This is a genomic window from Bradyrhizobium sp., assembly GCF_050014615.1.
GTDB lineage: Bacteria > Pseudomonadota > Alphaproteobacteria > Rhizobiales > Xanthobacteraceae > Bradyrhizobium.
In genome coordinates this window covers 1-12,691 of the sequence record NZ_JBEKCZ010000155.1, presented here as the reverse complement: position 1 = coordinate 12,691, position 12,691 = coordinate 1, and the positions used below count along the sequence as shown (strand labels likewise).

12 protein-coding genes and 1 pseudogene are annotated in these 12,691 nt (G+C 61.5%); 12 read left to right on the top strand and 1 reads right to left on the bottom strand.

The features are described from left to right. Positions 1-214: 214 nt before the first annotated feature. The 3 genes from ABR948_RS21975 (at position 215) to ABR948_RS21965 (ending at position 2,869) form a co-directional block, all read left to right on the top strand. Entirely contained in the window at positions 215-886 is a 672-nt protein-coding gene (locus ABR948_RS21975; protein WP_428121992.1) for a portal protein, read from the top strand. 18 nt (positions 887-904) lie between these two features. Next, on the top strand, positions 905-1,369 hold the full coding sequence (locus ABR948_RS21970; RefSeq protein ID WP_428121990.1) for a GNAT family N-acetyltransferase: 465 nt from the start codon (positions 905-907) through the stop codon (positions 1,367-1,369). A 219-nt stretch (positions 1,370-1,588) separates the two neighbouring features. Beyond that, the gene (locus ABR948_RS21965; protein WP_428121988.1) at positions 1,589-2,869 is read left to right on the top strand and encodes a CaiB/BaiF CoA transferase family protein; all 1,281 of its coding nucleotides are present in this window, start codon (positions 1,589-1,591) and stop codon (positions 2,867-2,869) included. A gap of 162 nt (positions 2,870-3,031) precedes the next feature. Here the strand turns inward: ABR948_RS21965 and ABR948_RS21960 are convergent, their stop codons facing one another. Beyond that, on the bottom strand, positions 3,032-3,508 hold the full coding sequence (locus tag ABR948_RS21960) for a DUF805 domain-containing protein (protein ID WP_428121985.1): 477 nt from the start codon (positions 3,506-3,508) through the stop codon (positions 3,032-3,034). A gap of 183 nt (positions 3,509-3,691) precedes the next feature. On the opposite strand from ABR948_RS21960, the gene ABR948_RS21955 reads away from it, so the two are divergent. The 9 genes and pseudogenes from ABR948_RS21955 to ABR948_RS21915 all read left to right on the top strand — a co-directional run. Continuing rightward, positions 3,692-4,666: a quinone oxidoreductase family protein gene (locus tag ABR948_RS21955; RefSeq protein ID WP_428121983.1), complete on the top strand. Its 975-nt coding sequence runs from the start codon at positions 3,692-3,694 to the stop codon at positions 4,664-4,666. A 10-nt stretch (positions 4,667-4,676) separates the two neighbouring features. Beyond that, complete coding sequence (locus ABR948_RS21950) at positions 4,677-5,540, top strand: type 1 glutamine amidotransferase domain-containing protein (RefSeq protein ID WP_428121981.1); 864 nt, start codon at positions 4,677-4,679, stop codon at positions 5,538-5,540. 222 nt (positions 5,541-5,762) lie between these two features. Then, positions 5,763-6,998 (top strand): metallophosphoesterase family protein, encoded by a 1,236-nt coding sequence (locus tag ABR948_RS21945; RefSeq protein ID WP_428121979.1) that lies wholly within the window; start codon positions 5,763-5,765, stop codon positions 6,996-6,998. Between the two features lie 301 nt (positions 6,999-7,299). Further along, positions 7,300-8,709 carry a 3-isopropylmalate dehydratase large subunit gene (gene leuC / locus ABR948_RS21940; RefSeq protein WP_428121977.1) on the top strand — a complete coding sequence of 470 codons (1,410 nt, stop codon included), beginning with the start codon at positions 7,300-7,302 and terminating at the stop codon, positions 8,707-8,709. After that, a complete protein-coding gene (leuD, locus tag ABR948_RS21935) occupies positions 8,710-9,357 on the top strand; it encodes a 3-isopropylmalate dehydratase small subunit (RefSeq protein WP_428121974.1) in 648 nt (215 codons plus the stop codon). Continuing rightward, positions 9,354-10,493, top strand: coding sequence for a 3-isopropylmalate dehydrogenase (gene leuB / locus ABR948_RS21930; RefSeq protein WP_428121972.1), 1,140 nt, complete (start codon positions 9,354-9,356; stop codon positions 10,491-10,493). The genes leuD and leuB overlap by 4 nt, the downstream gene beginning before the upstream one ends. After that, positions 10,490-11,542: an ABC transporter substrate-binding protein gene (locus ABR948_RS21925; protein ID WP_428121969.1), complete on the top strand. Its 1,053-nt coding sequence runs from the start codon at positions 10,490-10,492 to the stop codon at positions 11,540-11,542. Before leuB ends, ABR948_RS21925 begins: the two co-directional genes overlap by 4 nt. 26 nt (positions 11,543-11,568) lie before the next feature. Further along, on the top strand, positions 11,569-12,387 hold the full coding sequence (locus ABR948_RS21920) for an ABC transporter ATP-binding protein (RefSeq protein ID WP_428121967.1): 819 nt from the start codon (positions 11,569-11,571) through the stop codon (positions 12,385-12,387). Continuing rightward, positions 12,384-12,691, top strand: a pseudogene (locus ABR948_RS21915) (ABC transporter permease); the annotation flags it as partial. The gene ABR948_RS21920 and the pseudogene ABR948_RS21915, both read left to right, overlap by 4 nt.

Genomic DNA, 12,691 nt, shown 5'->3' with positions numbered 1-12,691 from the left:
ATAAAAGAACTGCTCGCCTGATCTCCGTGTCAGCCAGCGCCCGTCAGAATCGGGCCCCTCGCTCAATTTGACACGTCGGGCAAAATCACCAGCATAATTTCAACATCGCAAGACTTCCAAAGCCCGCGCCGGGAAACCGGCCGCGGGCTTTTTGTATCTGATGGCGTTCGCAGCGGAATAACGATCCTGCGTGAATGATCTGAGAGAAAACCCCATGTCAAAAATGTCGATGCTCGATCTCAAGGCCTTGCTCGCCGCGGAAAAGTCCGACGCGCTGGCGGCGGTCTCGGCGGCGCGGCTGGCGGAAGAGCGCGCCGATGCGATGGATTATTATCTCGGCGATATGCGCAAGGACATGCCGGCACAGGATGGCCGCTCGCGCGCGGTCTCCTCCGATGTCGCCGACACCATCGAAGGGTTGATGCCGAACCTGATGGACATCTTCGCCGGCTCCGATGAAGTGGTGCGGTTCGAGCCGGTCGGACCCGAGGACGAGGCAGCGGCGAGCCAGGAGACCGATTACGTCAATCACGTCTTCATGCAGCAGAATCCTGGCTTCATGATCCTGTATTCCCTGATCAAGGACGCGCTGCTCTCGTCACCGGATTTGTCGGGGCGGTATGGCTCGGCGCCAAGGTCATGCTCGGCAAATGATCCGCACATTTCTGGTTGTTGCCGCGCTGCTGACCCCATGTCCCGCGCAGGCCTTTCCGTGCTGGGCCGTGAAGAAAGCCGTCGCGCAATATGGCGAGGCGGCGGTAGAGTCCTGGGCGCGGGCCAAAGGCATTTCCGACAAGGAAATCGAGAAGGCGAAGCGATGCCTCCGCTAGTCCGGTCAATCGGCATCGCGAACTTTCATTTCGATATCATTCAACAGCTTTTATAAACCGGCAACAGGTGCGGGATGAAAAGTGCTGGCCTGTCATTGGCTGAGAGTCCCGCCTACAGGGTCCGCGAGGTCGACGGGCAAGACGAGGAAGTTGCCGATACGCTTGCAGATCTGCATCGACTGACGTTCTTCAACGGCGCCTGCCTTCCGGATTTCGACCGGGGGCAGTGGTGGCTCACCTGTCATGAAGCGAGACCGGTCGCTTTTGCCGGCCTCTTGCCATCGACGCATGCCTGCAACGCAGGATACATCTGCCGCGTTGGGGTGTTGAAAAAGCACCGGGGAAGGCGGCTTCAGCTGCGTCTGATGCGCGCGATGGAAGCGCGGGCGCGGCACAATGGCTGGAATTGCGTGGTTTCCGATACCACCGATAATCCAGCCTCGGCCAACAACTTCATCCTGGCCGGCTATCGGCTGTATCTGCCGCTAACGCCGTGGGCGTATTCGAATACGCTGTATTGGCGCAAGATTATCGCGTAATCGTCGATCTCGCCGATGGCGCGGCAGGGTTCGTTTCATGCTTCTACGCCACCCATTCAAAAAGGCTGTAACCCCCCTTCGATTTTGACGGCACAACTCTTTTGGGCGGAGCCATAAAGGGCTGTATATGGGTTCACCGGCGGGTGAAATATCCGCTTGCCGGCCCAATAATCGGCCCTCAAGGGCCATCCATCGATGCAGGGAAGGGATTAGCCTATCATGACTGCCAGGCCACAATTGCCGGATCGGACGCCACGAGAAAAGGGCGCTCCGACCGCCCTCGATGGTTTGCTGGTCGTGGATTTCACCCGGGTCGTTGCCGGTCCGGCCTGTACGCAGACGCTGGCCGATTTCGGCGCCGAAGTCATCAAGATTGAAAACCCCGATGGCGGGGATGATACGCGGCATTATGAACACGCCGATCTTGCCGGCGAAAGTGCCGCCTATATCAGCTTGAATCGCGGCAAGCGCGGCATCACGCTCGATCTCACCAAACCCGCGGCGTGTGAGGTCGCGCGCGAATTGATCGCGCAGGCAGATGTGGTAGTGGAGAATTTCTCCTCCGGCGTGATGAGGAAGTATGGCCTCGATTATGCCGCTGTCGCGCCAACCAATCCCCGCCTGGTCTATTGTTCGATCTCGGCCTATGGCCGCCAGGGACCGTTCGCCGCACGTCCCGGCTTCGATCCGATCACGCAGGCCGAAAGCGGATTCATGTCGCTCAACGGCTTTCCGGACGGGCCGCCGGTGCGGACCGGACCGCCCGCGATCGACATGGTGACGGGCATGGCAGCCTGCAACGCGATCCTGCTGGCGCTGTTTGCCCGCGATCGGCTCGACCGCGGTCAGCATGTCGAGGTGGCGCTGTTCGACATCGCGACCGCGATGACCGGGTTTTATGGCATGGCCTATTTGATGACCGGAAAGAATCCGAGCCGGCAGGGTAATTCTCCGAACGGATCGCCCTCCGTCGGTCTCTACGAGGCCTCCGATGCGCCATTTTATATCGCCTGCGCCAATGACCGGCTGTACCGCCGCCTTGTCATCGACGTGCTGGGCCGACCTGATCTTGCCAGCGGCGAATTCGCCGACCGGCGCTCGCGCACCGCCAACAAGGATAAACTGCGTGCGATCCTCACCGGAATTTTTGCGCAAGACCAGCGCGAAAACTGGGTGACAAGGATGAAGTCGGCCAACATCCCCGTCGGCTATCTTCGCACCGTTGAGGAAGCCTTCAACTCGCCGGAAGTCCGCGCGCGCCATCGCGTCAGCCAGATTCCGCACCCGGCCGCGGGCTTCGTCCCCAATATTGAATCGCCGATCCATCTCGGGCTGACGCCGGCGTCGGATCCCGTGGCTGCGCCTATGCTGGGCGAGCACACCAGGGAGATTCTCCGCAAGACACTCGGCTATGACGATGGTCGCATCGCGGCACTTGCCGAGAGCGGGGTTTTTGGAGCGCGTGCGATGATCGATATCGCGCGAGCCGGTGCGCCGTAACTAGGTCGATGATGCGCAAACATTGAAACTGATATCGTGGAGCTACGATGCGATGAAGTGAGCGTTTGAACCGCGCCCTCGCAGGGTCGTGTCGCCAGTTCCGAGATTACAACACCCGCCCGGTGGCCTTACGGCCACCGGGCTTTTTTTTGTTTTTGGAGACTATCGGCGCGCCGCCGCAGCGCGGTTCCGGCGTTCTTCGATCAACGGGTCGGGCCCGTAGGTGTTCGCTCCGGCGGTACCGCGCAGGCAACCGATCTCGACAAATCCCCACATCGTGAGTGCAAAAGCTGCCAGAGCCAGCATGGAGTGCAATACTGTGCCAATCCCCCCGGGAAACCAGGCGAGCTTTGCGATCTGGCCGAGCACACCCGGCAGCAGGAGGAACACCACGAGCCACCATGCGCTCTTGTCGCGGTCGTGCAAGCGCTCGGTGTGGATGGCGAATCCCCACATCAGCCAAGGAATAAAGACCAGGACGACCATGACGATGAAGAGCGGCGTGGCGATACCAAAGGCCGCGGACAGGATAACCGCGACGAACAGTCCCGCGATGCAATAGATCAGGACCGAGCGCCAGTATTTAGCGCGGCTGATGCGCCCGCTGGCGCCGAACAGGAATTCGAACAGGCCTTCCACGATACCCCTGCATACGAAAAGCGCCGGCAGGCAGGTCCGACAGGACTATGTCGCGCGCCGGCGGGCGGGGGTTCAAATGCGACAGATATAGCCGCCGTCAGGCGCATATTGTAGATATGGCCGCCGGTAGCCGGTTCGGCTGCGACGTTTGCAGTTTTGTCATCTCACGTGAGGAGTAGTTCCATGACGCACGCCATCCGCTTTCACAAAACCGGCGGGCCCGAAGTTCTGGTCTGGGAGGAGGTCGCGCTGGGCAAGCCCGGTGCCGGCGAGGCGCGCATCCGCCACACCGCCGTGGGATTGAACTTCGTCGACATCTACAATCGCTCGGGGCTCTATCCCGGCCAGTTGCCGAGCGGTCTGGGCAGCGAGGCGGCCGGCGTGGTCGAGGAAATCGGACCCGGCGTCACCGATCTGAAACCGGGCGATCGCGTCGCCTATGGCAGCGCGTCGGCTGGCGCCTATTCCGAAGCGCGGCTGATCCCGGCCGATCGCCTGCTCAAGCTGCCCGATGGCATCGATGACAAGACCGCCGCGGCGATGATGCTCAAGGGCCTGACGGTGCAATATCTGATCCGTCAGACCTACCGCGTCAAAGCCGGCGACACCATCCTGCTCCATGCCGCCGCCGGCGGCGTCGGCCTGATTCTCGGTCAGTGGGCCAAGCATCTCGGCGCCACTGTCATCGGAACCGTCGGCAACGATGAGAAGGCCACGCTCGCGAGAGCCCATGGGTGTGCGCACACCATCGTCTATTCGCGCGAGGATTTCGTCAAACGCGTCGACGAGATCACGGCCGGCAAGAAAGTGCCTGTGGTTTACGATTCCGTCGGCAAGGACACGTTCCTGAAATCGCTCGATTGCCTAGCCCCGCTCGGGGTCGCCGCCTTGTTCGGACAGTCTTCCGGTAGCGTCGAGCCGCTTAACCTTGGTCTGCTGGCCCAAAAAGGCTCGCTTTACGTCACCCGCCCGACGCTGAACACCTATGCGGCCAAGCGCGAGAGCCTTGTCGCGATGGCAAAGGAGCTGTTCGAGGTCGTGCTGTCGGGCGCCGTGAAGATCGAGGTTCACCAGACCTATCCGCTGAAGGACGCGGCCAAGGCCCATGCCGATCTCGCCGCGCGCAAGACCACGGGATCGACGGTACTGCTGGTCTGAGGCCCCGCCGGTGGCGCGTGTTCTTTTCCTGTTGCCGGTGCGGGATTTCGATCCGAGCGAAGCGGCGGTGAGTTGGCGCGTACTTGTGAACGCCGGCCACGTCGTCGAATTTGCCACGCCGGACGGACGGCCCGCCGTGGCCGACGACATCATGGTGACGGGAAAGGGTCTTGATCCCTGGGGGGCGATTCCGCTGTTGCGGAATTGGCCTCTCGTCGGACTTCTGTTGCGGGCCAATCGCGACGCGCGCGAGGCCTATGCCGGGATGATCGCCGATCCCAACTATGTCGCGCCACAGCGCTGGGATGCCGTCGATCCATCCGCGTTCGATGCGCTGCTGCTGCCTGGCGGGCATCGCGCGCGCGGCATGCGTGATTATCTCGAGAGCGACATTCTGCAGCGCCACGTCATCGGGTTTTTCGACCAGAACAAGCCGGTGGCGGCGATCTGTCACGGCGTGCTGCTGGCTGCGCGCAGCATCTCGAAACAAACCGGCCGTTCGGTGCTTTACGGATACAAAACGACCGCCTTGACCTGGGCGCTGGAACGCAGCGCCTGGTCGCTGGCCCGCGTCACGCGGTTTTGGGATCCGAATTATTACCGCACTTATCTAGAGCAGGACGGCCAGCCCGATGGTTTCATGTCGGTGCAGCAGGAAGTGACGCGCGCGCTCGCCCGCGCGGAAGATTTTCAGGACGTTCCCGCGACGGATCCGGATTACCGCCGCAAGACGTCCGGGCTGCAACGCGATACCATCGACAACGCGAGGCCGGCCTTTGTGGTCCGGGATCGCAACTACGTTTCGGCGCGATGGCCGGGCGACGCGCATACCTTCGCGAAGACATTTGCCGACATGCTGAGCGAGCCAGCGTAAGTCCGGCCGATCTGGCGTGCGGGGCAGCATTTCCGGCTGTGTTTTATTCTCGCATTGAGCAACTTAAGGGTGTAAATTTTTCATTGCTGTCGCTGTATTGGCGATGGATTTCAGCGTCGGGTGGCAGACGGCGCCACCGCGGGCCCGGCTCGCACCCGAGCCCGGCGGCCAAATCGTTATGATGGCCGGAGCAAACGTCGTAGTGGCAGAAGGAATCAGGCAATGGCGAAGAAGAGCACTGCATCGCGAAAGCACACTGTTCTAACCTCGACCGATCTACAGGCGCATCACCAGAGTTTGCCGAAGTCACAGCATGGACATTCCTTCGCACCGAACAAGGTACCTGAGGGATTCCATACGCTAATCGATCCCGACAAAAATCCCCCTCAATCATGGCGGGACCTGCCAACCCCGCCCGGCTTGCCGCCATATCGGATGGGTCTCGATACGATCCTTGACGCTGGAACCATGGCAACGATCCAAAAGTCCGGCAAGCTCGTGTTTCATTCCGTCGGAGACACCGGAGGCGTGAACACGTCAACCTACATAGACGGCGTGACGCGGTTCATGGAATGCGATTTTACCTACAATGCCGATGCCGCGGATCGACCGTCCTTCTTCTATCATCTCGGCGACGTCGTCTATTATGACGGCGAGGGCGCCAACTACTGGCCGGAATTTTACGAACCCTATCTGCAATATCCTGCACCCATCGTCGCCATTCCGGGAAACCACGATGGCGATGTCAATCCAACTACCGGCGAGACGAGCTTGCAGGCCTTTGTGCGGAACTTCTGTTCCCAATCCGCCGTCATCAGCCCCGATAACCGCGATGCGCCACGCCGTACGATGACGCAGCCCAACGTGTTCTGGACCCTCAACACGCCACTGGTCACGATCATTGGCATGTATAGTAATTGCCCGGAGGGCGGCCAGGTCGGTGAGACACAAAGACAGTGGTTCGTCTCTGAACTAAAGGCGGCCTCGGCTTCGCTTCCGATCATTCTGGCGATTCATCACCCCATCTATTCCGCGTACGGTTCGCATCCGGGCAGCACCCGTTTGAAGCAGTTTCTGGAAGATTGCTGCACCAATGCTAAGCGGGCGCCTGACGTCGTCCTGACCGGACATGTTCACGACTACCAGCGCTTCTCTGCCCCACTCTACAACAAGAAGAATGTTCCGTTCATCGTCGCCGGCGCCGGCGGCTACAACAAGCGGCTGCACGTTCTCGGCAAAGTATTTCAGGAGGCGAAGTCGGCGCGGAAGCTTCCGGTTCAGATTCAGAACGAACCTGAAATGCTGGAGAACTTCAATGACTCCGAGCACGGCTATTTGAGGATTACGGTGACGAAAAAGGACATCACTCTCGATTACGTGACGGTGCCTGACCCGAGCACCAATCCCAAAGATGGTGTTTTGAAACCATACGACTCGGTGAAGGTGGTGTTGCCGTAGCGGCAGTCTCGCAGCTGATCGCTCGTGGTCCCTGATCCCGGCCGCGCGGCCGATATGCCGAGTCCGGGTGTCGGGTGTTTTTCTGCCGGCCACCAGTTCGCCCAGGTCGATCGGCGACCCGCGGCTGACGCGGTCTCCCGCTTGGCTGTCATCCTCCCAGGCACTAGCCTAACAGCCGGCTGTTATGCTTTGATGTCGCTAAAGGCTGGGGCCTACGGACGCCCTTGAATATCAAGCCGTGCGAAACGGCTGGCAGCGGATAACGCCGTTGGCCGCAGAAGCCAAAAGGGAGGATATGCTGTTGGAAAAGGCAGGCCGAACGCTGCTGGCCAAGATCTGGGACCAGCACGTCATTGCCCAAATCAGCGGCGACACCGATTTGCTGCACGTCGATCGTCATCTGCTGCACGATCTCGGCGGCTCGCGGGGCCTGCTCGATCTCAAAAGCCGCGACCTCACGGTCCACAATCCGGAGCTGACATTCGCGACGCCGGATCACGCGATTTCTTCGGCGCCGGGACGGGCGGGCACCAGCAAGGTAGGACAGGAACTGCTGGCGGGCCTGCGGGCAGAAACATCGGCCAGCGGCATTACGATGTTCGATATCGACCAACCCGGGCAGGGCATCGTCCATGTCATCGGACCTGAACTGGGCCTCAGCCTTCCCGGCAGCCTGATCGTGTGCGGCGATAGCCATACCTGCACCCATGGCGGGTTGGGCGCGCTGGCTTTCGGCATCGGCTCGAGCGAACTAACCCACGTGCTGGCGACCCAGGCCCTGATTCAGCGTCGTCCGAAAACGATGCGCGTCAGGTTCGAGGGCAGGCTGTCCTCGGGCGTAACCGCCAAGGACATGATCCTTGCGCTGATCGGTCATGTCGGAGCCGCAGGCGGCACCGGCTACGCCGTCGAATATGCCGGCAGTGCCATCCGTGATCTGCCGATCGAAGGGCGGCTGACCATCTGCAATCTGTCGATCGAGCTCGGCGCCAAGATGGGCCTGATCGCGCCGGATCAGAAAACCTACGATTATCTCCGCGGCCGAATCTACGCCCCGCAGGGCGATATGTGGCAGCAGGCGGTCGAAGCCTGGCGTCAGCTGCCAAGCGATACCGATGCGGTGTTCGACCGCGAAGTGGTCATCGATGTCGAGAACATCATTCCGCAGGTCACCTGGGGCATCAGCCCCGAGCATGTCGTCGGCGTCGATGGCCGCGTGCCTGATCCGAAGGACATTGCCGATCTGGCGCGCCGCGCCGCGATCGAGACTGCGATCGACTATATGGGCCTCAGGCCAGGCGCGCCGATCCTCGGCACGCCGGTCGATTGGGTCTTCATCGGATCATGCACCAATAGCCGGCTGAGCGATTTGCGCGCCGCCGCCGCCATCGTGCGTGGCCGCAAGGTCGCGCCAGGCGTGCGCGCCTGGGTGGTGCCGGGTTCCGAGACGGTCAAGCGCGAAGCGGTTGCGGAGGGGCTCGACAGGCTCTTCACCGATGCCGGGTTTGAGTGGCGCGAGCCGGGATGCTCGATGTGTCTCGCCGCCAATGGCGAAGTTGTGGCGCCCGGTCAGCGCTCGGTATCGACCTCGAACCGCAATTTCATCGGCCGTCAGGGCCCGCGCGCCCGCACCCATCTGGCGAGCCCGGCGATGGCGGCGGCCGCCGCGATATCGGGTGCCATCGCCGACGTGCGGACCATGGAGCGATAGATGCCGAAACCCTTCACCAAACTGAATGCGGTTGCAGCTCCGATCATGCGCAGCAACATCGATACCGATGTCGTCATTCGTATCGAGCGTCTGGTCGGCAACTCGGTTCGTGGAACTCTCGGCAAATGGGCGTTCGGTTCGCTGCGTTATCTGCCGGATGGTTCGGAAAATCCGGAATTCATTCTCAACCGCGAGCCCTATCGGCAGGCGGAAATCCTGGTGACCGGCCCGAATTTCGGGTGCGGCTCCTCGCGCGAAGGAGCGGTGTGGTCGCTGCAGGAAATGGGTATCCGCGCCATCATCGGTTCGGGCTTTGGCGATATCTTCTTTGCCAACTGCTTTCAGAATGGAATCCTCCCCATCATCGTCGACAAAGAGATCGTCGACGGCCTTGCCGCGGAGGTCGAGCACACCCAGGGCGCCGGACGCATTGGTATTGACCTCGAAGCGCAGACGATCACGTCGCCGTCCGGCAAGCAGCATCGCTTCGAAATCGACCTGCGTCGCCGCGCCGGCCTGCTCGAAGGCCTCGACGAGGTCGCACTGACATTGCAGCGCGACGATGAAATCCGCGCCTTTCAGGCGGCTGACCGTGCCGCGCGGCCATGGATACATCTCGCAAGGAAATCGGCAGGAAAATCGGCATGAACAACCGGTCCAACATGATCAAGGTGGCCGTGGTCGGCGGCGAAGGCATTGGCCCCGAGGTCACGGCGCAGTCGCATCGGGTGCTGAACTGGTTCGTGACCAGACGAAATGTTCCGGTCGAACTGCGTGAGGCGCAGTTCGGCCTCATTCCCTATCGGGCGACCGGCAAGGTGTTGCCGCCGGATACCGCCGAGGCGATGGACCAGGCCGACGCGATTTTGTGGGGCGCGACGGGCGGCCCGGAAACCACCGAGGTGCCGGCGGAAGCCCGCAAGGCCGGCAGCCTGCTGTCGATGCGCAGCAAATACGATCTCTACGCCAACCTTCGGCCGATCGTCGCCAACCCGGCGCTGGCCGAGGCGGCGCCGCTGAAGGCCCGGGTACTGAAGGACGTCGATTTCGTCATCATCCGCGAACTCACCAGCGGCATCTATTTCGGTGAGCCACGCGGCATCGAAACGCTGGCCGATGGACAACGCCGCGGCTTCAACACCGAGCAATACACCACCAGCCAGGTTCGCCGCGTCGCGCGCGCCGCGTTTGAGCTGGCGCGTACCCGCAAGGGCCGGGTCTGTTCGGTGGACAAGGCCAATGTGCTGGAGACCAGCGTATTGTGGCGTGAGGAAGTGATCGCGCTGCACGCCGAGGAATTTTCCGACGTCGAACTCAGTCATCTCTATGTCGACAACGCGGCGATGCAGATCGTCCGCGAACCCTCGCAGTTCGACGTGATGGTAACAGGCAATATCTTCGGCGACATTCTGTCCGATTGCGCGGCGATGGCGTCGGGCTCGCTCGGTATGCTGCCGTCGGCATCGCTGGGTCCGCTCGACCGGTTCGGTCGCCGCAAGGCGCTGTACGAACCCGTTCACGGCAGCGCGCCGGATATCGCAGGCAAAGGCATCGCCAATCCGCTCGGCTCCATTCTCAGCGTCGCCATGATGCTGCGTCTGTCGCTTGATCGGCCGCAGGATGCCGATTTGCTCGAAAAGGCCGTCGATCTCGCGCTGGCAGGGGGTGCGCGAACCGCCGATATCGCCGAGCCCGGCGCGGCCAGACTTTCGACGGAGCAAATGGGCGATGCGGTGCTCAATGCGCTGGATAAAGTTGCCGGCAAGGAGAGGGTGCCCGCGTGACCGCAACCGGCTTCACAAGACGCTCCGCGCTGACGATTATCGCCAGCTGCGGCGGCGCGGTGGCGACCGGTCGGGCGTGGGCTGAAGACAAGTCCGGCCGCGTCATCTATCCGGTCGCGGTACCCATCTATCAGTCGCAATTCGTGGCCGATCGCGCCGGATTTTTCAGGGAAGCCGGCCTCGACTGCAAACTCGTTCAGGGCGGCAGCGGGGTCAAGACCCGCGAAATCATCGCCTCATCGCAGGGCGATGTCGGCCTCGGTGACGTCACCCATCCGATGCAGCTCAGCAATCACGGGCGTAACGGCCGGATTCTGTTGCCGACCGACACGCGAAGCAGTTCGGCGATGTTCATCATTCGCAAAGATCTCTGGGATCAGGGCATTACCACGCTGGAGGCGCTGACGGCCTGGAAAAGACCTGACGGACGCAAGCCGATCATCTCGGTGTCGTCGCTGGGCGGCACCAACCATGTCTGGTCGTCCTATTATATGGAAACCATGGGGCTCGACGACAAAGTCACGTGGATCGGCACCGGCAATGTCGACACCATGCTGGGCTCGCTCAAGACCAAACAGGTCGATGTTCTCGTCAGCTCGCAGTCGCTGTTGAACGACTCGAAGGAACAGGGCTGGGGCACGCTGCTGTTCGATGGAACGGACGAAACGATCTGGAACAAGTATATCGGCGGCAAGGTCCCGGTGACGGCGCATTTCACCGTGCAGTCGACGATCGACAAGGACCCGCCCAAAATCGGGGCTTTCGTCACCGCGTTGTGGCGCGCCGCGCAGTGGATCAGGACGCATTCGCCCGACGAGGTCTACGGCATGATCGAACCCTATGTCGGCAGCACCTCGCGCGGCGCCAATATCCTTGAAATCACCGCGCTGAAGAACGTCGCCGATTTCGATGGCATCATCGATGAAGCGAGCTTCGCGCGCGGCGGCAAGGTCTGGTTCCGGGAAATGACCGGCATCAAGCCACTCACCATGGCCGAAGTGGTCAGCCCGGACTTCGTCGCGGCGGCGCGAAAATCGTATCCGGGTTGAAAACCCCGCAGTTGAAAGATACCGACATGTCCGCCACGCTGCCTGATCGGTCGCCGGAGGCAACACGGATCGACGTCAGGGGATTGAGCAAATCGTTCCAGCTGGCGGGGACCGGGATCGAAGCGGTGCGCGACGTGTCTTTCAGCGTTCGACGCGGCGAGTTCGTCGCGTTGCTGGGACCGTCCGGTTCCGGCAAGAGCACCATCCTCAACATGATCGCGACATTGATCAAGCCAAGCAGCGGTCGGATCCTGATCGATGGTGTGCCGGTGGTTACCGGCAAGGCGACGTCAGGTGTCGGCTATGTGTTCCAGCGCGATACGCTGTTTCCCTGGCGAACGGTCGCCGACAATATCGGCTACGGCCTGCAGCTGGCCGGCGTTCCCGATGCGGAGCGCAAGGAGCGTACCGCGGCCTGCGTCGCGCAGGCAGGTCTTCGCGGCTTCGAGGCGGCCTATCCATCGGCACTGTCCGGCGGCATGCGCCAGCGCGCGGCGCTGATGCGGACGCTGGTGGTCGAGCCGCAGATATTGCTGATGGACGAACCGTTCGGCGCGCTCGATACCCACACCAAGATCGATATGCACGAAGTCCTGCTCCGAATCTGGGAACGCGAACAGCAAACGGTTCTGTTCGTGACCCATGACCTCGGCGAGGCCCTGACGCTGGCCGATCGCATCATTCTGTTCTCGGCACGCCCCGGAATGATCAAGGACAGTTTCGATGTGGATTTTGCACGGCCACGCGACGCAGTGAAGGTGAGGGAGACGCCAAGCTACGCCGAATTATTCCAGCACATTTGGCACTCGCTCGGCGAGGAATTCGTCCGGGGGCGCCGTCCATGAAGTCGCGCAGATCCCTGGGCATATGGATATGGCAGGCGCTGATCTGTGTTGCCGTGCTGTCGATCTGGCAATGGGGATATGATCTGCATGCCAGCCTTCCCTGGCTGGTGCCCGATCTGCTCGATCCCTATTTCGTCTCCAAGCCCACCGAGATATTCCAGCATTTTCTGGTCCTGAGCTGCCTTAAATCCAAGCTCGGGGTTTTCAACGGCTGGTTCAATGGCGATTTTGCCAAATGCATGGCGCGCACCGAAAACAATCTCTGGGTGGCGACCGGCATCACGCTCAAGAACACCTTCTTCGG